At 72.0% G+C, this 20,416-nt stretch carries 21 protein-coding genes, 1 tRNA gene and 3 pseudogenes; 11 read left to right on the plus strand and 14 right to left on the minus strand.

Annotation, left to right across the window (positions count from 1 at the left end; genetic code table 11):
- Positions 1-45 precede the first annotated feature (45 nt).
- Complete coding sequence (locus AQJ64_RS24945; protein WP_059202994.1) at positions 46-1,050, plus strand: Gfo/Idh/MocA family protein; 1,005 nt, start codon at positions 46-48, stop codon at positions 1,048-1,050.
- A 41-nt stretch (positions 1,051-1,091) separates the two neighbouring features.
- On the opposite strand, the gene AQJ64_RS49755 is transcribed toward AQJ64_RS24945, so the two are convergent.
- The 5 genes from AQJ64_RS49755 to AQJ64_RS24970 all read right to left on the minus strand — a co-directional run bounded on the left by AQJ64_RS49755 (position 1,092) and on the right by AQJ64_RS24970 (position 5,339).
- A complete protein-coding gene (locus AQJ64_RS49755; protein WP_169809751.1) occupies positions 1,092-1,265 on the minus strand; it encodes a hypothetical protein in 174 nt (57 codons plus the stop codon).
- A 154-nt stretch (positions 1,266-1,419) separates the two neighbouring features.
- Entirely contained in the window at positions 1,420-2,322 is a 903-nt protein-coding gene (locus AQJ64_RS24955) for a sugar phosphate isomerase/epimerase family protein (RefSeq protein ID WP_059202996.1), read from the minus strand.
- Between the two features lies 1 nt (position 2,323).
- Positions 2,324-3,241, minus strand: a complete 918-nt coding sequence (locus AQJ64_RS24960; RefSeq protein ID WP_059203020.1) for an ATP-binding cassette domain-containing protein — start codon at positions 3,239-3,241, stop codon at positions 2,324-2,326.
- Between the two features lie 5 nt (positions 3,242-3,246).
- Positions 3,247-4,323: an ABC transporter permease gene (locus AQJ64_RS24965; protein ID WP_059202997.1), complete on the minus strand. Its 1,077-nt coding sequence runs from the start codon at positions 4,321-4,323 to the stop codon at positions 3,247-3,249.
- Positions 4,323-5,339 (minus strand): sugar ABC transporter substrate-binding protein, encoded by a 1,017-nt coding sequence (locus AQJ64_RS24970; RefSeq protein ID WP_059202998.1) that lies wholly within the window; start codon positions 5,337-5,339, stop codon positions 4,323-4,325. Before AQJ64_RS24970 ends, AQJ64_RS24965 begins: the two co-directional genes overlap by 1 nt.
- A gap of 421 nt (positions 5,340-5,760) precedes the next feature.
- Between AQJ64_RS24970 and AQJ64_RS24975 the strand changes: the two genes are divergently transcribed.
- Positions 5,761-6,546, plus strand: a complete 786-nt coding sequence (locus tag AQJ64_RS24975) for a GntR family transcriptional regulator (protein ID WP_059202999.1) — start codon at positions 5,761-5,763, stop codon at positions 6,544-6,546.
- Between the two features lie 15 nt (positions 6,547-6,561).
- Here AQJ64_RS24975 and AQJ64_RS24980 read toward each other — a convergent pair whose 3' ends face one another.
- The 5 genes and pseudogenes from AQJ64_RS24980 to AQJ64_RS25000 form a co-directional block, all read right to left on the minus strand.
- Positions 6,562-7,320 (minus strand): SDR family NAD(P)-dependent oxidoreductase, encoded by a 759-nt coding sequence (locus AQJ64_RS24980; RefSeq protein WP_059203000.1) that lies wholly within the window; start codon positions 7,318-7,320, stop codon positions 6,562-6,564.
- A 2-nt stretch (positions 7,321-7,322) separates the two neighbouring features.
- Positions 7,323-8,501, minus strand: coding sequence for an acyl-CoA dehydrogenase family protein (locus tag AQJ64_RS24985; RefSeq protein ID WP_059203021.1), 1,179 nt, complete (start codon positions 8,499-8,501; stop codon positions 7,323-7,325).
- A gap of 118 nt (positions 8,502-8,619) precedes the next feature.
- Positions 8,620-9,192, minus strand: coding sequence for a TetR/AcrR family transcriptional regulator (locus AQJ64_RS24990; RefSeq protein WP_059203001.1), 573 nt, complete (start codon positions 9,190-9,192; stop codon positions 8,620-8,622).
- 36 nt (positions 9,193-9,228) lie between these two features.
- Positions 9,229-9,447, minus strand: a pseudogene (locus AQJ64_RS24995) (aldo/keto reductase); the annotation flags it as partial.
- A 192-nt stretch (positions 9,448-9,639) separates the two neighbouring features.
- A tRNA-Pro gene (locus AQJ64_RS25000) sits at positions 9,640-9,713 on the minus strand.
- A 101-nt stretch (positions 9,714-9,814) separates the two neighbouring features.
- Here AQJ64_RS25000 and AQJ64_RS25005 point away from each other — a divergent pair.
- The 5 genes and pseudogenes from AQJ64_RS25005 (at position 9,815) to AQJ64_RS25025 (ending at position 12,503) form a co-directional block, all read left to right on the plus strand.
- On the plus strand, positions 9,815-10,351 hold the full coding sequence (locus AQJ64_RS25005; protein WP_244902687.1) for a DUF309 domain-containing protein: 537 nt from the start codon (positions 9,815-9,817) through the stop codon (positions 10,349-10,351).
- Positions 10,352-10,396: 45 nt separating this feature from the next.
- Positions 10,397-11,170: a precorrin-6A synthase (deacetylating) gene (gene cobF / locus AQJ64_RS25010; RefSeq protein WP_055632628.1), complete on the plus strand. Its 774-nt coding sequence runs from the start codon at positions 10,397-10,399 to the stop codon at positions 11,168-11,170.
- Between the two features lie 80 nt (positions 11,171-11,250).
- Positions 11,251-11,671, plus strand: a pseudogene (locus AQJ64_RS46405) (MFS transporter); the annotation flags it as partial.
- The gene (locus AQJ64_RS25020; RefSeq protein WP_055632602.1) at positions 11,671-12,000 is read left to right on the plus strand and encodes a Clp protease/crotonase-like domain-containing protein; all 330 of its coding nucleotides are present in this window, start codon (positions 11,671-11,673) and stop codon (positions 11,998-12,000) included. The pseudogene AQJ64_RS46405 and the gene AQJ64_RS25020, both read left to right, overlap by 1 nt.
- Positions 12,001-12,047: 47 nt before the next feature.
- Complete coding sequence (locus AQJ64_RS25025; protein ID WP_055632603.1) at positions 12,048-12,503, plus strand: PaaI family thioesterase; 456 nt, start codon at positions 12,048-12,050, stop codon at positions 12,501-12,503.
- Between the two features lie 33 nt (positions 12,504-12,536).
- Here the strand turns inward: AQJ64_RS25025 and AQJ64_RS51110 are convergent.
- Both AQJ64_RS51110 and AQJ64_RS25030 read right to left on the minus strand, forming a co-directional pair.
- Positions 12,537-12,809, minus strand: a pseudogene (locus AQJ64_RS51110) (hydrolase); the annotation flags it as partial.
- Positions 12,810-12,824: 15 nt separating this feature from the next.
- Entirely contained in the window at positions 12,825-13,598 is a 774-nt protein-coding gene (locus AQJ64_RS25030; RefSeq protein WP_055632604.1) for a sulfite exporter TauE/SafE family protein, read from the minus strand.
- Positions 13,599-13,722: 124 nt separating this feature from the next.
- Between AQJ64_RS25030 and AQJ64_RS25035 the strand changes: the two genes are divergently transcribed.
- A complete protein-coding gene (locus AQJ64_RS25035; RefSeq protein ID WP_055632605.1) occupies positions 13,723-14,559 on the plus strand; it encodes an alpha/beta hydrolase in 837 nt (278 codons plus the stop codon).
- A gap of 9 nt (positions 14,560-14,568) precedes the next feature.
- Here the strand turns inward: AQJ64_RS25035 and AQJ64_RS25040 are convergent, their stop codons facing one another.
- Entirely contained in the window at positions 14,569-15,822 is a 1,254-nt protein-coding gene (locus AQJ64_RS25040; RefSeq protein ID WP_055632606.1) for an amidohydrolase, read from the minus strand.
- Positions 15,823-16,043: 221 nt separating this feature from the next.
- Positions 16,044-16,898 carry a Cof-type HAD-IIB family hydrolase gene (locus AQJ64_RS25045; protein WP_055632607.1) on the minus strand — a complete coding sequence of 285 codons (855 nt, stop codon included), beginning with the start codon at positions 16,896-16,898 and terminating at the stop codon, positions 16,044-16,046.
- Between the two features lie 150 nt (positions 16,899-17,048).
- Here AQJ64_RS25045 and AQJ64_RS25050 point away from each other — a divergent pair, with 150 nt between their 5' ends.
- From AQJ64_RS25050 to AQJ64_RS25060, 3 genes are read left to right on the plus strand one after another with little or no spacing between them, the layout of a single operon-like run.
- Entirely contained in the window at positions 17,049-17,837 is a 789-nt protein-coding gene (locus AQJ64_RS25050) for an SAM-dependent methyltransferase (protein ID WP_055632608.1), read from the plus strand.
- Between the two features lie 31 nt (positions 17,838-17,868).
- On the plus strand, positions 17,869-19,272 hold the full coding sequence (locus AQJ64_RS25055) for a type I glutamate--ammonia ligase (RefSeq protein ID WP_055632609.1): 1,404 nt from the start codon (positions 17,869-17,871) through the stop codon (positions 19,270-19,272).
- 1 nt (position 19,273) lies between these two features.
- Positions 19,274-20,407: an amidohydrolase family protein gene (locus AQJ64_RS25060; protein ID WP_055632610.1), complete on the plus strand. Its 1,134-nt coding sequence runs from the start codon at positions 19,274-19,276 to the stop codon at positions 20,405-20,407.
- Positions 20,408-20,416 lie beyond the last annotated feature (9 nt).

A 20,416-nucleotide genomic window follows, 5' to 3' on the forward strand; every position in this document is an offset into this window, starting at 1 on the left:
CCCTCCGTCCCCCTCCCCGTAAGACTCTCAAGGAGCTGCACCCCCATGCGCATCGGAATCCTCGGCCTCGGCCGCATCGGCGCCTTCCACGCCGAGACTCTCTCCGGACTCGACGCCGTCGAGTCGCTCGTCGTGACCGACCCGTTCGCGGAGGCGGCCAAGGCCGCCGCGGAGCGGTTCGGGGCCGAGGTCGTGGACTCGCCGGAGGCCCTGCTGGCCGCCGGTGTGGACGGCATCGTCGTCGCCGCCGCGACCGACGCCCACCCCGCGCTGATCCTCGCCGGCGTCGAGGCGGGCATCCCGGTCTTCTGCGAGAAGCCCGTCGCGAAGACCATGAGCGAGGGCGTCGAGGTCCTCAGGGCCGTCCAGGGCAAGGACGTACCGATCCAGATCGGCTACAACCGGCGCTTCGACGCCGGGTTCGTCGCCGCGCGGGCCGCCGTGCACTCGGGTGAGCTGGGCAAGCTGCACACCGTCCGCTCCACCACCCTGGACCCGGCGCCGCCGCCGGCCGCGTACGTCGCCGCCTCCGGGGGCATCTTCCGCGACTGTTCGGTCCACGACTTCGACATCATCCGCTGGGTGACGGGCCGTGAGGTGACCGAGGTGTACGCGGTGGGCGGCAACCGGGGCGCCGACTACATCAAGGAGGCGGGTGACGCCGACACCACCGGCGCCCTGCTCACCCTCGACGACGGCACGATCGCCGTGATCTCCAACTCCCGCCACAACGCCCGTGGTTACGACGTCCGCATGGAGATCCACGGCTTCACCGACTCCATCGCCGTGGGCCTGGAGGACAAGCTGCCGCTGCGCTCGGTGGAACCCGGGGTCACCTTCCCGGCCGGCACCCCGCACGACTTCTTCATGGACCGCTTCACGGCCGCCTACCGCGCCGAGCTGACCGCGTTCACCGAGGTCGTGGCCGGCACCCGGCCCTCGCCCTGCACGATCGAGGACGCCCTGGAGGCGGGCTGGATCGCCGAGGCCTGCACGCTCTCGCTGCACGAGCACCGCCCCGTGACGATCGCGGAGGTACGGGCCTCCTGACCCGGCTCACCCTGTGAGGGCGGCCCCGACCGGGGCCGCCCTCACAGGCAGTAGCGGACCATCCATTCGTCCGGGTCGTAGGCGTCGCGCGCCGGGTCCCGCGGGGCGGCCGGGCGCTCCTCCACCGTGTCCTCGGGGCGCACCCGCTCGGGCAGCGCCCCGAACCGGACCCTGCGCCGGTCCTCCTCGGTGCCTTCCTGCCGTTCCTCCTGCATCTCACCCTCCCCGTCCAAGGCTCCACACACCTTCCGTCCTCTCCGACGTCCCGGGCGCGCCGCCGGTTCCGCCGGCGGGCCGTCGACGCCGAGCACGACGAAGCCCCGGTGAGTGCTCACCGGGGCATCCGACGCATACGTCCCTTCCGTTCCCTCACGCCCCGCAGGAGCGCAGGAACTGCCGGGTGCGGACCGCGATCGGCAGGGGTCTGTCCGGCTCGCAGGGGTACATGTCCTGCTCGACGATCGCGAACAGCTCGACACCGAGCTTCTGGGCCGCGACCAGCACCGGCTCCAACTCCGGCACTCCGCCGGGCGGTTCGCACATCACTCCGCGCTGCACCGCCGGGCCGAACGGCACCTCGTCGCGGACCACCGCGGCCAGGATCTCCGGGTCGACCTGCTTGAGGTGCAGATAGCCGATGCGCTCGCCGTAGGTCTCGATCAGCCTGACGCTGTCGCCGCCGCAGTAGGCGTAGTGACCGGTGTCCAGGCAGAGGTTGACCAGCTCGCCGTCGGTGGAGTCCAGGAAGCGCTCGACGTGGTCCTCGGTGTCGATGTGGGTGTCGGCGTGCGGATGGACGACGATGTCGAGACCGTACGTCTCCTTGACCTCGTGGCCCAGCCGTTCCATGCCCTTGGTGAGGTGGGCCCACTGCCCGGCCGTCAGCTCCGGCGGCTCCAGGATCTCCGCGGTCTTGTCGTCGCGCCAGAAGGACGGGATGACGACCAGATGCCCGGCACCCATGGCCTGGGTGAGCGCGGCCACCTGGCTGACGTGCTCCCAGGTGGACTCCCAGACGGACGGGCCACGGTGCAGCCCGGTGAAGACCGTGCCGGCCGAGACCTTCAGGTTCCGCCGGGCCACCTCGTCGGTGAGCCGGGCCGGGTCGGTGGGCAGATAGCCGTACGGGCCGAGTTCGATCCAGGAGTAGCCCGCCTCGGCGACCTCGTCCAGGAACCGTTCCCACGGCACCTGCTGAGGGTCGTCGGGGAACCACACGCCCCAGGAGTCGGGGGCGGAGCCGACGCGGATGCGGTCCAGGGTCGCGGCCATCTCAGGACTTCCCCTCGCCGCCGCCCGCCACGGGGGCGGTGAGGTCCGCCTCTTCGGGCAGTTCCTCCACGTCGACACCGCGGACCTGGGACAACTCGTGCTTGAGGGCCGCGAGTTCGGCTCCGCCGGCCATGTGGTTGGTCAGCTCCTCGAGGCTGACCTCGCTGCGGTCGGCGGAGAGTTCCAGGGTGCCCAGGCGCAGGACGCTGAAGTGGTCGCCGACCATGTAGGCGTGGTGCGGGTTGTGGGTGATGAAGATGACGCCGAGACCGCGGTCGCGGGCGGCGGCGATGTACTTCAGCACCACGCCGGACTGCTTGACGCCGAGGGCGGCGGTGGGCTCGTCCAGGATCAGCACGCGGGCGCCGAAGTAGACGGCGCGGGCGATCGCCACGCACTGGCGCTGGCCGCCGGACAGGGTGCCGATGGGCTGTTCCAGGTCGTCGAGGACGATGCCCATGTTGCGCAGTTCCTCGTCGGCGGTCTTCTTCATCTTCTCGATGTCGAGGCGGCGCAGGGGCCCGCTGCCCCTGGTCATCTCGGAGCCGAGGAAGAAGTTGCGCCAGACCGGCATCAGGGGAACGGTCGCCAGGTCCTGGTAGACGGTGGCGATGCCCTTGTCCAGCGCCTCGCGCGGGGTGGAGAACCGCACCGGCTGCCCGTCGACGAGGAACTCGCCCTCGGTGTGCTGGTGCAGCCCGGAGACGATCTTGATGAGGGTGGACTTGCCGGCGCCGTTGTCGCCGAGGACACAGGTCACCTTGCCGGGGTACACCGCGAGGTCGACGCCGTGCAGCGCGCGGATGTTGCCGTAGGACTTGCCGGCATTGCGCAGTTCGACGATCGCGCCGTCCGCCTGGTCGGCGGCCGTGTCCGCGATGACGGCTCCGTGGGTGCCGGTTCCGTTGGTGGAAGTCATGGGGGTCACCTCCGGGTCGCCGTGCGGCTGACCCACAGATTGATCAGGACGGCGCCGAGGAGCATCACGCCGAGGAATGCCTTGAACCAGTCGGGGTTCCAGCCGGCGTAGACGATGCCCTGCTGCACCATGCCGAACATGAAGGCGCCGAAGACCGGCCCGATCGCGGAGCCGGCGCCGCCGGTGAGCAGACAGCCGCCGATGACGGCCGCGGAGATGTAGATCAGCTCCTGGCCCACGCCCTCGCCGGACTGCACGGTGTTGAAGGTGAACAGCTGGTGCATGCCGATGAACCAGGCACCGAAGCCGACCAGCATGAACAGGGAGATCTTGGTGAAGTTCACGGGCACGCCGACCGCCCGTGCGGACTCCTTGTTGCCGCCGACCGCGAAGATCCAGTTGCCGTACCGGGTGCGCAGCAGGACCCAGGTGGCGAGGGCGGCGAAGGCCAGCCAGTAGAAGATGGTGATCTTCACTTCGACACCGCCGATGTCGAAGGACGAGGCGAAGATCTTCTTCGCCTGGTCGAAGCCGTCCATGTCGCTGATGTCGTCGGTGGCCACGTTGGTGGTGACCAGCTTGGTCACCGCGAGGTTGACGCCCTGGAGGATCAGGAAGGTGCCCAGGGTGATGAGGAAGCTGGGCAGGCCGGTCTTCATCACCATCCAGCCGTTGAAGAAGCCGATGGCGAGGGAGACCGCGAGCGCGACGACCACACCGACCCACACGTTCATGCTCAGCTGGTAGGCGAGCATGCTCGCGGTGAGCGCCGAGGTGATCACGGCGACACCGGCGGACAGGTCGAACTCGCCGCCGATCATCAGCAGGGCCACGGGCAGTGCCATGATCCCGATGGTGGACGACTGGTAGAGGATGTTGGCCATCGAGCCGGCCTCGCGCACCGGCGGGGCCGTGATGAGGAAGAACACGTACACCGCGACCGCGCCGAGGAAGACACCGACCTCGGGCCGGGCCAGCAGGCGGATGGCCAGCGGGCGTTGAGCGGTCCGGCCGTCGGTCTCCTTCGGGCCGGAGGCCGGCGGTGTGGTCACCGCCGGCTCAGCCTTCTGGGTCATGCTCATCACCGAGTGCCCTTCGCGGCGAACGCGGCGACCTTGTCGACGTTGGTCTTGTCGACGAAGGCCGGACCGGTCAGCACCGGAGCCTCGCCGCCGCCCATGTAGTTGCCGTTGTTCTTGTAGAGCCACAGCGAGTCGATCGCCAGGTAGCCCTGGAGGTAGGGCTGCTGGTCGACGGCGAACTGGATGGTGCCCTTGCTGATGGCTCCGGTCAGGTCCTTGTTCAGGTCGAAGGTGGCGATCTTCGCCTTGGAGCCGGCGTCGGACGCGGACTGGACGGCGGTCAGGGCGAACGGGGCGCCGAGCGTGACGACGTAGTCGATGGACTTGTCCTGGGTGAGCTTGGCGGTGATCGTGGACTTCACGGACGGCATGTCGGTGCCGTTGACGTTCAGGACCTCGGTGGTGCCCGAGAAGGTCTTCTTCACACCGTCGCACCGCTGGGTCAGGCCGATGTTGCCCTGCTCCTGGATGACACAGACGGCCTTCTTGGCGCCTTCCTCGTTGAGCCGCTTGCCGAGCGCCTCACCGGCCACGGTCTCGTCCTGGCCGAAGAACTCCATCAGACCGAGCTTCTGCCACTCGCTCACACCGGAGTTGAGACCGACGACGGGTATGTTCGCGGCCTTCGCCTTGGCGACGACGTCCTTGAGAGCGTCGGGCTTGGCGAGGGTGATGGCGATGCCGTCGACCTTCTGGTCGATGGCGTTCTGGACCAGGTTGGACTGGTTGCCCGCGTTCGGGTCCGCGGAGTAGATCAGCTTGACGTTGTCCTTGGCCGCCGCGGCCTCGGCGCCCTTGCGGACGATGTCCCAGAAGGTGTCGCCGGGCGACTGGTGCGTCACCAGCGCCACCGTCATCTGCGGAGTGCTCGCCTTGCCCGCCGAGGCGCCGTCCGCGCTCTCCTCGGCCTTCTTGCCACCGGAGCTGCTGGAGCAGCCAGCCAGGGTCAGGGCCACTGCCGCGGCCATGGCCACGACCGGGGCGATTCTGCGGGGACGGGGCGAAGAGCTGTCCATCTTTCCTGCACCTCACTGTGCGACGGGAGAACGACCGGGAAAGGGAGAGGGATCTCTGGGATCAGGGCCCGCTACTGCTCAGGGTGGGGCCATGGAGCCGGGTCCGCGACTGTTCGATTTCCGTTCGGTGTATGGACTCGGCCCGTGCACTGCTGGGACGGGATCCAATCCCCTGTCAGGCCCGCTGTCAATACTTTGTTAAGACATCATCTCAGGATCAGGTCCGAATGTAAGAACAAACCATTGACAGCAGGGGTCACCGGGACCTACACCTGGGAGACGCCAGGCCCCGACCACCCTGAGGAGTGTCCCGTATGGCCGATCAGGCCTCACCCCCGGGCCCGATCTTCGCCGCGGGTCCCGCCGGTACGGGCGCCGGCACGGACGATCCGCCGCGCGGCCGACACAGGAGGTGCCCTTGATGGCGAAGACCGGTGAACGTACCCGCGCGGTGAGCGGTTCGGCCCTGGACGGGCTGCCCTTCGCGCTCGACCGGTCCAGCCCGGTGCCGCTCTACTACCAGCTGGCCCAGCAACTGGAGTCGGCGATCGAGCACGGCGCGCTCGCCCCGGGCAACCTCCTGGGCAACGAGATCGACCTGTCGACCCGGCTCGGCCTGTCCCGCCCCACGGTCCGCCAGGCGATCCAGTCCCTGGTCGACAAGGGGCTGCTGGTGCGCCGTCGGGGGGTCGGCACGCAGGTCGTGCACAGCCAGGTCAAGCGGCCGCTGGAGCTCAGCAGCCTCTACGACGACCTGGAGGCGGCCGGACAGGGACCCACCACGCACGTCCTGCGCAACGAACGCGTCCCCGCGGGCCCCGATGTGGCGGCCGCCCTCGGGATCGCGGAGGGCGCCGAGGTCACCCGGCTGGAGCGGTTGCGCTCGGCGCACGGCGAGCCGGTGGCGTCCCTGTGCAACTACCTGCCGCCGGCCCTGTTCGACCTGGACACGGAGCGGCTGGAGGCGACCGGTCTGTACCACCTGATGCGTGCGACGGGCATCACCCTGCACAGCGCCCGGCAGACCGTCGGCGCCCGCGCGGCCACCGCCGAGGAGGCCGGACGGCTCGGCGAGGAGGAGGGCGCGGCCCTGCTGACCATGCAGCGCACGGCGTACGACGACACCGGCCGGCCGGTCGAGTACGGGACGCACATCTATCGCGCGTCCCGGTACGCGTTCGACTTCCAGTTGCTGGTCCGGGGCTGAGGGAGCGGCCGCGGCCTACCTCGGGGCCATCCGCAGGGCTCCGTCCATGCGGATGGTCTCGCCGTTGAGGTAGTCGTGGTCGATGATCGACAGGGCGAGCTGGGCGTACTCCTCGGGCCGCGCGAGCCGCTGCGGGAAGGGCACCCCGGCCGCGAGACCCGCCCGGAACTCCTCGGAGACGGTGGCCAGCATCGGCGTCTCCACGATGCCCGGGGCGATGGTGCACACCCGGATGCCGTACTGCGCCAGGTCACGGGCGGCGGGCAGGGTCAGGCCGACGACGCCTCCCTTGGACGAGGAGTAGGCGGCCTGGCCGATCTGGCCGTCGTACGCGGCGATCGACGCGGTGTTGACGATCACGCCGCGCTGGCCGTGCTCGTCGGCCTCGGTGGCGGCGATGGCCTCGGAGGCGAGCGCGAGGACGTTGAAGGTGCCGATCAGATTGACCTGGATCACCTTGGCGTACAGGGCGAGGTCGTGGACGCCCTTCCTGCCGAGGATCCGCGCGGACGGGCCGATACCGGCGCAGTTGACGACCGTACGCAGCGGGACCCCGGCGTCCGCCGCGGCGGCGACGGCGGCACGGACCTGCTCGGGGTCGGTGACGTCGGTCGGGACGTAGGTGACACCGTCGACCTCGGGGGCCCGGTCGACGCCGTCCTTGAGGTCGAGGGCGAACACCTGCGCGCCGCGCTCGGCGAGGGCCTTCGCGGTGGCCGCGCCGAGGCCGGAGGCACCGCCGGTGACGAGGGCGGCGGTGTGGGCGAGCTGCATCATCACTCCTTGCCGAGGGCGGTGAGCACACCGCCGTCGTTACGGTCCAGCGCACGGGAGATGATCATGCGCTGGATCTGGTTGGTTCCTTCGAAGATCTGCATGACCTTGGCCTCGCGCATATAGCGCTCGACCGGGAAGTCACGGGTGTACCCGTACCCCCCGAGGACCTGCACGGCGTCCGTGGTCACCTTCATGGCGTTGTCCGTGGCCACGAGTTTGGCGATCGACGCCTCGCGTGTGAAGGGCAGACCGAGGTCCTTCAGCCGCGCGGCGGACAGGGTGGTGGCCCGCGCCGACTCGATCGCGGCGCCCATGTCGGCCAGCACGAACGCCAGCCCCTGGTGCTCGATGATCGGCTTGCCGAAGGTCTCCCGCTCCCGGGCGTAGCGCACCGCGTGGTCGAGGGCGCCCTGGGCGAGTCCGCAGGCCACGGCGGCGATGCCGAGCCGGCCGTGGTCGAGGGAGGCGAGCGCGATCTTCAGCCCCTGCCCCTCCTCCCCGATGAGCCGGCCGGCCGGCACCCGGACGTCGTCCAGCCGCATGGTGGCGGTGGCCGAACCGGTCAGCCCCATCTTGCGCTCCGGCGGGTCGGCGCTGAGCCCCGGGGCGTCCGCCGGGACGAGGAAGCAGGAGATGCCGTGGCTGCGGTCCTCGGAGGTACGGGCCATGACCGTGTAGAAGTCGGCGTGTCCGCCGTGCGTGGTCCATGCCTTGGCGCCGTTCAGCACATACGCGTCGCCGTCGCGCACGGCGCGGGTCAGCATGGCCGCCGGGTCGGAGCCGGCGTGCGGCTCGGACAGGCAGTACGCGCCGAGCAGTTCACCGCCGAGCATGTCCGGCAGCCATCTGCTCCGCTGCTCCGCGGTGCCGAAGCGGGCGAGCGGGAAGCAGGACAGGGCGTGCACGGAGATGCCCACGGCGACGCTCGACCAGACCGCGGCGACCTCCTCCAGCACCTGGAGGTAGACCTCGTACGGCTGTCCCGCCCCGCCGTCCTCCTCGGCGAACGGCAGACCGAGCAGGCCGCTGCGGCCGAGGGTGCGGAACGCGTCCCGGGGGAACGCCCCGTCCGCTTCCGCGTCGGCGACCCGGGGAGCGAGTTCCTTGGCGGCGAGGGTGCGCGTGAGCTGGACGAGCTCCACGGCCTCCTCGGTCGGCAGGGCGCGAGTGGCAGGCATGGTGACCTCCCCGGTGTAGTACTGGAAATGATACTGGAGTGCGTACGAACGTATCATTCACAGTACGGCACCCGGGCATGCCGCAGCACCCGCTACAGATGTCGATCCGGTGTCGGGGTCAGGACGAGACGGCGTGCACGATCAGCGAGGCGAGCTGCTCGTAGGCCTCCGCGTCGGTCAGCCCGGTGCGCGCCTTCAGCTCGCCCTGCTGGATCTGGCGCATGGTCGCCGCGGCGACCTCGCCGACGAACGCGGTGTGCACGTCCCGGAAGGCGCCGCCGGAGACGCCCTCGGCGATCAGCTGCCGCACCCGCTCCGCGGCCATCCGGGTGTTGGCCTCGTACACCTCGCGGGCGGGCGGGAAGTCCGCCACGTCGTCGAGGAAGCGGCGCGAGAGCGGACGCAGCTGTTCGGCCACGGTGGTGAGGTACACCCGGACCCGGTCCGAGGGGTCCACGGTCTGCGCCACCCGCTTCTCCACGGCCTCCGTCGCACCGCGGAAGTAGTGCTTGACCGCCTCGACGACCAGGCCCTGCTTGCTGCGGGCGAGCTGGTAGAGCGTGGTCTTCGAGCAGCGCAGCCGCTCGGCGAGGTCGTCGAGGGTGAGGGCGGAGAACCCCTCCGCCGTGAGCAGCGCGACGAGTCGTTCCAGCAGGTCGGCCTGTCGGGCGGTACGGCGGGTGGACGGCATGATCCCAGGTTAGCCCCCTTTGTTACCGCCCGGTCATCAGTGCACGGTGTCCAGCCGGTCCCGCTGGTCCTCGGTCAGTTCCAGGTCCATGGCGGCGAGGTTCTCCTCCAGTTGCGCCAGGGAGGACGCGCCGGCCAGCGGAACGATCGGCGGCTCGCCGCCCGACTGCCGGGCCAGGACGACCTGGTTCACGGTGGCACCGCTCTCGCGCGCGACCTCGCGCAGCACGGCGAGCCGGGCCGGGGTGCCCGGGTGGTGCGAGGGGAGTCTTCAGCTTGAAGTGCGCTTCAGCGCACGGCATGTGACGAATCCGGCCGACCTGGATCCGACGGAGCGCCCCCACCGTGGACAGCGCCTCCCGTCCACCGCGCCGGACTGGTGACAGGCGACGGCGAAAAGGCCGTACCGGAGCCTCCGATACGGCCTGTGACCTGCTGTTCCAGCAAGTCGGGACGACAGGATTTGAACCTGCGACCCCTTGACCCCCAGTCAAGTGCGCTACCAAGCTGCGCCACGTCCCGGTGCGCCGTCGTCGCGGAGTTCCGCGTGATCGCGCGAACAGCACTTTACCCCACGACGGGCGGCGCGCCGAAGGGGACCGGGGCGCGGGACAATCGGGCGTATGAACCGTACGGACCGCAGGGAGCGCGTGGACGGCATGGGGAGCACTCGGGGCGGCGCCAGGGACCGGGACGGTGCGGGGCGGGCGCGCAGTGCGCGGCCCCGGGACGGGCTGGGGCGGCCGCTGCCGTACGGGGCGGCGGGGGTGGCCCGGCAGCCCGAGGGGGTCGTACGGAGCCCGCGGGAGACCGTCGCCGAGGCGCAGGCGCTGCTGGACGCGGGGAGGCCGTTCCACGCGCACGAGGTCTTCGAGGACGCCTGGAAGACCGGCCCCGAGGCGGAACGCGGCCTGTGGCGCGGGCTCGCCCAGCTCGCGGTGGGCCTGACCCACGCGGCCCGGGGCAACCTCACCGGCGGTCCCCGGCTGCTGCGGCGCGGCGCCGGGGCCGTGGCGGAGTGGGCGGCGGGTTCGGGGGCGGAACAGGTGCACGGGATGGATCTCCCGGGGGTCGTCCGGTGGGGGCGGGCACTGGCGGACGAGGTGGAGCGGACGGGGGCGGCGGTGGACGCGGGGCGGCACGCGCCGCGGTTGCGGTGACTCCCGGTCCGGTCACTGTCAGTGGCGTACGGCAGACTCGGTGGCGTGCGAAAGATTCATGTCATCGGTATCGGCGCGGGCGACCCCGACCAGCTCACCCTCCAGGCCGTGCGGGCCCTGCGGGACACGGACGTGTTCTTCGTCCTGGACAAGGGCGAGGTGAAGAGCGACCTGACGCGGCTCCGCCGGGACCTCCTCGAGGCCCATCTGCCGGAGGGCGGGTACCGGGTGGTCGAGGCGCGGGATCCGGAGCGGGACCGCAGGGCCGGTGGGGCCGCCTACTCCCCCGCGGTCGGTGACTGGCGCGGCGCCCGCGCGGACATCTACGAGCGGCTGATCTCGCAGGAGCTCGGCGAGGACCAGAGCGGCGCGTTCCTGGTGTGGGGCGACCCCGCGCTCTACGACAGCACGCTGGGCGTCCTGGAGGAGGTGCTGGCGCGGGGCACGGTGGCCTTCGACCATGACGTCGTGCCCGGCATCAGCAGCGTCTCGGCGCTGGTCGCCCGGCACCGCACCGGCCTGAACCGGGTGGCGCGCCCGGTGCAGATCACCACCGGGCGGCGGCTCGCCGAGGGGTTCCCGGAGGGGGTGGACGACGTGGTGGTGATGCTGGACGCCCACCAGACGTTCCGGCGGTACGCCGAGGAGGACATCGACATCTACTGGGGCGCCTACATAGGCACCCCGGACGAGATCCTGGTCTCCGGTCCGCTCGCCGAGGCCGGCCCCCGGATCGAGCGGCTGCGGGCCGAGGCGCGCGAGCGCAAGGGCTGGATCATGGACACGTATCTGCTGCGCCGCAACCCGACGGAGCGGTAGCCCGGGCGGCCCGTCCGGCATGCGGGGGCGGCCCGCCGATGTGACCGTGACCTCGTGACCGTCGCCGAGGACAGCGCCCCCTCCTCCGCGCGCGCCGGATCTTCGAGGACTCCGGCACCCGGCTGGACGTGGCCGGTGCCTGGGCGGTGACGCAGGTGGAACCGCACGACCGGATGGTGGGCCGCAGCAGCCTGGGGCTGGTCGCCGGATGCCGCCGGAGGTGCTGCTGCCGGTGTTCGACCCATGGTCGACGAGGGGCATGTGACCCGCGACGGCTCGTTGCTCTCCCTGACGGAAGCGGGCGTGCGCGAGGCCGGGGCGATCACCGCGGCGTGGGCCGGGTGGCTGGAGGAACGGGTGGCTCGGGACATCGGTCACCCCGCGCCGAGCGATCTGCGCGCCGCCGTGGACGCCATCTCCAAGCGGCTGCTGGCCGAGGACCTCGGCGACGAGGCGCTCCGACGCCGCGCGGAACCGGAAGCCGCGGTCGTCGCGCCCTGATGCGCGCCGACCGCGGCTCGTGCTGTCTGCCCGAGGCCGGCCTCGGCATCCCCTTCGCGCCGGGCATGTCCGCCCCCGCCCGGGCCCGGCTCACCCCGCGACCGCGCACGAGGCCATGGTCACCACCGGCCGCCACGGCGGCCGGTGAGGCGCTGAGCGCCGATATCGTGGACCACGCGGTCGACGAGAACGCCGTACGGACCACGGCCGCCGAACTCGCCGCCACCCGGGCCGGGAAGGCGGGCGACACCCTGCGCACCATCACGTCCCGTCTGCAAGCGCAGGTGCTGACGCCCCTCGGCGAGCGGGAGAACCCGCTCGGCGACTGAGCACCTCCGGTACGGCGACACCAGCAAGCCCCTCGAAAGGATCCCGCGTGAGCACCACCGACCTCTCCGCCCTGTCCGGCCTCGAACTCCTGCGTCTCGTACGGGACGGACGGCTCGGCGACACACCGTCCATCGGGCGGCTGCTCGGGATGCGCTTCGACGAGGTGGAGCACGGGCGGATCGTGCTCTCGCTCGACACCCGCCCCGACTTCGCCAACCCGCTCGGCACCGTGCACGGCGGCATCGCCGCGACCATGCTGGACTCGGCCCTGGCCTGCGCGGTCCACACCACCCTGCCCGCCGGCACCGGCTACACCACGCTGGAGCTCAAGGTGAACTACATACGGCCCGCCCGCACGGACGGCCAGACGCTGACCGCCGAGGGCACCGTCATCCACGCGGGCCGCCGTACCGCCACCGCCGAGGGCAGGGTCGTCGACGACCAGGGGCGGCTGATCGCCCACGCGACCACCACGTGCATGATCCTCGGGCCGGGCCGCTGAACGGTGCCACCAACCCCTCGCCCACCGTCTCGGTCAGCCGTACATCGCCACGCCGTACAGAGTCACCAGCGCGTCGTCGATGGGATGGGGCCGCGGCCTGCCGGCGGGATCGAGCCTGTTCCACCTCCGGAGGTTCAGCGCGACGGCCATCTGCCGTTTGGGGAGACGACCGGGACGGCGCGTTGCATCTGGGCCGGCGACGACGGGCTGATGAAGGGAGGCCGCCGGGCCCACCCATGACATGTCGTGGACGCTGTGGTCGCGCGGCGGGTCGATCATGCCGAACCACGACTCGTAGAGCTGCGAGGACCTGGCGCAGACCTAGCGCAGAAGCAGTTGCAGGCCGCCCACGACGGTCGCCGCGATGACGAGCTGCTCGAACAGCCGCTGGTTGATGCGGTGGACGGCCCATTTGCCGAGCAGGGCGCCGGGGACGACGAACACGGCGAGCGCCGCGTCCAGCAGCAGCGAGGAGCCGTCGATCAGGCCGAGGCCGGCGCTGAAGGGCACCTTCGAGAGGTTGACGATGAGGAAGAAGAAGGCGGAGGTGCCGAGGAAGCCGAGTTTGCGGAAGCCCGCCGAGAGCAGGTACATCGACATCACCGGGCCGCCCGCGTTGGCGACCATCGTGGTGAAGCCGCCGAGGACGCCGTAGGAGCGGGCCTTGACGCGGCCCGCGCGGGTGACCACCGCGTCCGGGGCGACGGGCGCCTCGGCCGTACGGCGGCGCCACACGGTGACGGCCGCCATCAGCAGCAGGATGGCGCCGATCGAGGTGCGCACCGCTCCGTCGTCGGCCCACATCAGGAAGACCGTGCCGAGGACCACCCCGGCCGCGACCGCCGGGAACAGCCGCCACAGGGTGGGCCAGTGCGCGTGCCGCCGGTAGGTGAGGACGGCCAGGACGTCCCCCGCGATCAGCAGCGGCAGCAGGACACCGGTCGACGCACGGGCCGGCAGGACCGCCGCGAAGATCGCCAGGCTGACCGTGTTGGCGCCGCTGACCGCCGTCTTGGAGAAGCCGACCAGCAGCGCCGCGAGGGCGAGGGCGGCGAACTCCCAGCCGGTGATGTGCCACAGATTCATCGTGTTCATGCGGAGACCGATGCTATGCGCACGCATTCGGCGGCGTAAGAACCGTCTCGCCAGATGGCCAGGCCACCGGGCGCGGCCCTGAGAGGATCCCTCCGAGGCGTCACCCGACCCAGTTGGAGGAGCCATGGCCGAGCACGTCCTCGCGGGCACACGCGGCACGATCACGGTGCACCGCTGGCCGAACCCGGCGGCCCGCTACCTCGCCCTGGTCGTGCACGGCTACGGCGAGCACGCCGGCCGCTACGAGGAACTCGCCGGCGTCCTGACCGCGCACGGCGCCGCCGTGTTCGCGCCCGACCACATGGGGCACGGCAGGTCGGACGGCGAACGGGTGCGGATCGAGGACTTCGAGGACGTGGTCACCGATGCGCGGGCCGTCGCGGAACTCGCCCGGGCCACCCACCCGGACCTGCCGCTGGTCCTGATCGGGCACTCCATGGGCGGCCTCGTCGCCGCCCGCTACGCCCAGCGCCACGGCACCGGTCTCACCGCGCTCGTCCTGTCCGGGCCGGTCATCGGCGACTGGGAGCTGCCCGGTCGGCTGCTGGCGCACACGGAGATCCCCGACGTCCCCGTCAGCCCCGCCGCCCTCTCCCGCGACCCGGCGGTCGGGACGGCGTACGCGGCGGATCCCCTGGTCTGGCACGGGCCGATGAAACGGCCGACGCTGGAGGCCTTCGTACGGACCCTGGAGACCGTCGCCGGGGACGGACCGGTCGGCGCGCTCCCGCTGCTGTGGCTGCACGGCGACGCCGACCGGCTGGTCCCGCTGCCCGGCAGCCGCACCGGCGTCGAGCGCCTCGCCGGGGGCGCTCTGACCGAGCGGATCTACCCGGGCGCCCGCCACGAGGTGTTCCACGAGACGAACCGGACGGAGGTCTTCGCCGACCTGACCGGCTTCCTGGACGGGGTCCTCGACGGGGTCCCTGACCGGCCACGGCAGACAGAGCCCACCCGCTGAAGCCCGCGTTCAGCCCCCGGCCACCGCCAGCCGGGACAGCGCCGCCGACACCAGCGTCCGCACCCCCGGCACCAGCACCGACGGATCGGGGGCGAACAACGGGCTGTGATTCCCCGGCACGTTGGCGAACTTCTCCCTCAACTCCTCGCCCGGTGCCGCCTCCCAGACGGCGGCCGGGGTCGAGGTGACGTACCAGTAGTCGTACGGCACGCCCTGGGGCGCGAGGAGCGAGAAGTCCTCGCTGCCCATCGTCCCGCCGAAGTCGAACACCGTGTGCTCGCCGAAGAGCCGGCGGTGGACGGCGGCGATCTCGCCGTCCAGGGCGGGGTCGTTGACGGTGTTCGGATAGCCGGGCAGGACGGTGAGCTCGGGCGGCACCGGGCAGCCCGCGGCGGCGCACTCCCCCTCGACGATCCGGCGGATCGCGGTGAGGACGCGCTCGCGCACCCGGTCGTCCCGGGTCCGTACGTTCAGCGAGAGCCGCGCCTCGGCCGGGATGATGTTGGGTTTCGTCCCGGCGTGGAAGGAGCCCACCGTCAGCACCGCCGACTCGCCCGCCGCGATCTCCCGGGAGACGACCGTCTGCAACCGGGTGACGACGTGCGCGGCCGTGACCACCGGGTCGACCGTCGACTCGGGCCGTGAACCGTGTCCGCCCACTCCGTGCACCACGACGTCGAGGTCGTCCGAGGCCGACAGGGTCAGTCCGGGGGTGTGCGGGTAGAAGCCGGCCAGGCCGGGCGCCGCGTGCTGCCCGAACAGCACGTCGGGGCGCGGGAACCGCTCGTGGACGCCGTCCGCGACCATCGCGGCCGCCCCGCCCTCCGCCTCCTCGGCGGGCTGCCCGACCACGACGAGCGTGCCGGACCAGAGGTCCCGGGCGGCGGCGAGGGCCTCGGCGGCGGCGGCCAGCCAGGTGATGTGGAGGTCGTGGCCGCAGGCGTGCATCACCCCGTCGGCGGTCGAGGCGTACGGCAGCCCGGTCGCCTCCCGCACCGGCAGCGCGTCCATGTCGCCTCGCAGCCACACCACCGGCCCCTCGCCCTGGGCCAGTACCCCGACCACCCCGGTGCGGGCGACGCCCTCGGTCACCTCGTACCCGGCGGCCCGCAGCCGGGCGGCGAGCCGCGCCGCGGTGCGGTGCTCGGTGAAGGCGAGTTCGGGGTGACGGTGCAGGTCCCGGTAGAAGTCCTCCAGGTCCCCCTGCTGCAGACCCGCGGTGATGTCCCGGGTGAGACGGGCGACGACGGCCGGATCGGTCATGGACGGAGGGTACGGGGTGGCCGGCCGAACGGTCGAGGAACCGTCCCTGGGACACCGGCCGTTCGGCCGAGGCACGGGGCGTCCCCGGACGGCGAGGCTGGAGCCGCCTGATCGTGCATGTCGCCGGCGGCGACCGCGCGCTCGACACGGCCGCCACCGCCCTCACCGGCCTGGGCACCGCGCACGCCCCGCCCGGCCGCGCTCCTGAGCCGCGCGGCGCCTCAGAGGTGCAGGAGGCGTGCGATCGTGCGCAGGACCCCGTTGTCGTTGTTGGAGGGCGCGAGGTGGCGGGCGCGCTCGACGACCCGGGGGTGGGCGTTGGCCATGGCGAAGGACCAGTCGGCGGCGTCCAGCATCTCCAGGTCGTTGAGGTAGTCGCCGAACACCATGGTCTGCGCGGGGGTGATGCCCAGCTCGCGCTGGAGCCGGCGCAGGGCGGCGCCCTTGCTGGCGGTGCGGTTCATGACGTCGACCCAGTGCTCGCCGGAGACGACGACCTGGTGGGTGTCCGCGAACGGGGCGAGCCCGGGGGCGGTGGTCTCCTCGACGGCGCCGAAGTCGAACAGGGCGACCTTGATGACGTCGTCGTCGACGGCGGTGAGGTCCTCGACGAGCTCGCAGCGCACGTAGTACCGGCGCACCTCGGCCAGGAAGGCCTCGTCGGCCCGCTCGACGTACGCGGACCGCTTCCCGCAGACGACGGCGCCCAGGTCGACCCCGTCGGCCGCGAGTCCCCGTACCGTGTGCACGATCTTCGCGGTCACGGCCGGTTCCAGCGGATCGGAGCTGAGCTCCCGCCCGTCGCGCACCACATAGGTGCCGTTCTCGGCTATGAACACCATCCCGTCGGCGACCTCGGCGAACTCCGCCGCCAGGGTGGCGTACTGGCGTCCGCTCGCCGGGCTGAACAGCACCCCGCGCTCACGCAGCCGCGCCAGGGTGTCCCACAGCCCCTCCGGGATCCGCTTGTCGTCGTCGAGCAGGGTGCCGTCCATGTCGGTGACGACGAGCCGGATGTCGACGGGACCGTCCGGGAGCTCGGGGGCGGTCGGCCGGGGAGCGTGCGAGTAGGGCATGTCCTGCTTCCTGTGCTGCGGGCGCGGGTGCCGCGACGGGGGTGACCGGATTGTCACCCTACCGGGGGACCCCGCGAATCCCGGGACAGCGATGATCATGGGGCGGCACAATGGACAGCCGGACGGTCGGTCGCATGAAGGAGCGGTGACGTGGGCGGTGCACGGCTGGACACCAGCGTGGCGCACAACGCGCGGGTGTGGAACTACTGGATCGGCGGCAAGGACAACTACGAGGTCGACCAGCGGGTCGGCGCGCACGTCGCCGGCATGTTCCCGCTGATCCGGGACATCGCCCGCGCGGACCGCTGGTTCCTGGGCCGGGCGGTGCGGTTCCTCGCCGAGGAGCGCGGGGTGCGGCAGTTCCTGGACATCGGCACCGGGCTGCCGACGGCCGACAACACGCACGACATAGCGCAGCGGATCGCGCCGGACTCCAAGATCGTGTACGTGGACAACGACCCGATCGTGCTGGCGCACGCCCGCACCCTGCTGACGGGCACCTCCGAGGGCCGCACGGACTACATCGACGCCGATGTCCACGACCCGTCCGCGATCCTCCAACGGGCCTCCGGCACCCTCGACTTCGACCGGCCGGTCGCGGTGATGATGCTGGGCATCCTGAACTTCGTGCTGGACTACGAGGCGGCCCGGGACATCGTCCGCAAGGTCATGGCCCAGGTCCCCGCGGGCAGCTACCTGGTGCTGACCCACCCCACGCACGACGCGGAGGTGGGCGGCGAGGGCCAGATCCCGGCGATGAAGTTCTGGAACGAGAACGCCACCCCGCCGATCACCGCCCGCTCCGGCGCGGAGATAACCGCGTTCTTCGAGGGTCTGGAGCTGGTGGAGCCGGGCCTGGTGTCGTGCGCGCGCTGGCGGGCCGACGACGACTCGGCGGCGACGGTGCCGCAGTACGGCGCGGTGGCCGTGAAACCCTGAACTCCCTGACGGACGAGCCCGTGGAGGACGTATGACCACCCTTGCCGACCCCGTCCCCGGCGGGCGTCCCGGAGACCTCGAGCGGGCTTCGGCGCTGAGCGGGGAACTGTCCGGCGCGGGCGTGCACGGGATCGTCCTGTCGTACGTCGACACCGCGGGCGTCGGCCGGGTGAAGACGGTCCCGGCGACGGGGCTGGCGTCGGCGGTGGCCTGGGGCGTCGGGATGTCCCCGGTGTTCGACACCTTCCTGGCGAACGACCACATCGTCACCACGGACGTCCTCGGCTCCCCCGACGGCGATCTGCGGCTGTACCCGGACCTGGACCGGCTGGTGGCGCTGGCCGGGCAGCCGGGGTGGGCGTGGGCGCCGGTCGACCGCCTCACCCAGGACGGCGAGCGGCATCCGGGCTGCTCGCGCACCTTCCTGCGCCGGATCGTCGCCGACGCCGCCCGCGACCACGATCTGGCCTTCCGGGCCGCCATCGAGATCGAGTGGACGGTCGGGCTGGACTCCGCGCCCGCCGGGGAGTTCGTCCCGGCGACCACGGGACCGGCGTACGGCGCGACCCGGATGGTCGAGCTGAGCGAGTACACCGCCGATCTGCTGGCGGCGTGCGAGGCGCAGGGCGTGACCGTCGACCAGATCCATCCGGAGTACGCGCCGGGCCAGTTCGAGATCTCGGTGGGGGCGCTGGACCCGGTGGCGGCGGCCGACCGCAGCGTCCTCGTGCGGCAGACGATCCGCGCGGTGGCCCGCCGCCACGGGCTGCGGGTCTCCTTCTCCCCCGCCGTCGCCGCGGAGGGCGTCGGCAACGGCGGGCACGTCCATCTGTCCGCCTGGCGCGACGGCCGCAACCTCCACTCCGGCGGCGAGCGGCGGCACGGTCTGACCGCCGAGGCGGAGTCCTTCGCCGCGGGTGTCCTCGCCCGGCTGCCCGCCCTGACCGCGGTGACCGCGCCCAGCCCGGCCAGCTATCTGCGGCTCCGGCCCTCCCAGTGGGCGGGGGTGTTCACCGCCTGGGGCCTGGAGACCCGCGAGTCGGCCCTCCGGCTCGTGCGGGGCACGACGGGCCGGCGGGGGGAGCAGGCGAACCTGGAGGTCAAACCCGTCGACCTGGCCGCCAACCCGTATCTGCTGCTGGGCTGTCTGATCGCCGCCGGACTGGACGGGCTCGCCGCGCGGGCCGCGCTCCCGGAGGAGATCACCGGCGACCCGGCCCGCCTCGCCGCCGAGGAGGCCGCGGCGAAGGGCGTACGGCGGCTGCCCACCTCGCTCGCCCGGGCCGTCGAGGAGTTCCGTGCGGACGCGGTGCTGCGGGCCGCACTGGGGCCGGTCCTCGCCGACGCGGTGACCGCCGTACGGCAGGGCGAGATCGACGCGACGTACGGGCTGGACGACGCACAGGTGGCCGCCGCCTACCGGTGGGTGTACTGAGATGGGCACCGGACCGGTCCACGAGGAGCTGGCCGCGCTGGAGCTGGTGGACCACCACTGCCATGGCGTGACCACCGGCCCCCTGGACCGGCCGGGCTTCGAGTCGCTGCTCACCGACGGCGAGTCCTGGCCCGGCGTCTCCTCCTTCGACACCCCCGCCGGGGTCGCCGTGCGCCGCCACTGCGCACCCCTGCTCGACCTCGACCGGCACGCCCCCGCCGACACCTATCTGGCCCGGCGCGCCGCCCTCGGCCCCGAGGAGGTGAACCGCCGCTTCCTGACGGCCGCCCGCACCGGGGTGTTCTGCGTCGACACCGGTTTCGCCCCGCTGCCGCTCACCCCGCCCGCCGCTCTGGCCCGGGCGGGCGGCGGCACCGCGCTGGAGATCGTACGGCTGGAGTCGGTGGCGGAGTCCGTGGCCGAGCGGGGCGTCGACGCGGGCGGGTACGCCGACGCGTTCCGGGCGGCGGCACTGGACGCGGTGCGCCGGCCGGGGGTGGTCGGGGTGAAGTCGGTGGCCGCCTACCGCACCGGCTTCGACCTGGACCCGGCCCGCCCCTCGGACGCCGACGTCACCCGGGCGGCCCGGCAGTGGCTGGCACGCGGCGGGCGGCTCGACCAACCGGTCCTGATACGGCACCTGCTGTGGACCGCCGTCGACCTCGGCCTCCCGCTGCAACTGCACACGGGCTTCGGCGACCACGACATCCGGCTGCACCGGGCGGATCCGGCGCATCTCACGGACTGGCTGCACCTGATCGCGGGAACGATTCCCGTGCTGCTCCTGCACTGCTGGCCCTACCAGCGGCAGGCCGCCTACCTGGCGGCCGTGTTCGAGCAGGTGTACCTCGACGTGGGGCTCACCCTGCACCACGTCGGCCCGGTGCGGGCACGGACGGTGCTGGAGGAAGCGTTGGAGATCACACCGTTCCGCAAACTGCTGTACAGCTCGGACGCCTACGGTGTGTCGGAGTTCTATGCCCTCGGAGCGCTGGCGTTCCGCCGCGGCCTCGGAGATCTCCTCCAGGACCGGGTGGACGCCGACGAACTGAGCCTGCCCGACGCGCTGCGAGTGGCGCGCTGGGCCGGAGCGGACAACGCCCGCCGGGTCTACCGGCTTCCCGACGGACACTGAAAGTATGAT

It is taken from the genome of Streptomyces griseoruber, from assembly GCF_001514205.1.
In the GTDB taxonomy this organism is placed as follows: domain Bacteria; phylum Actinomycetota; class Actinomycetes; order Streptomycetales; family Streptomycetaceae; genus Streptomyces; species Streptomyces griseoruber.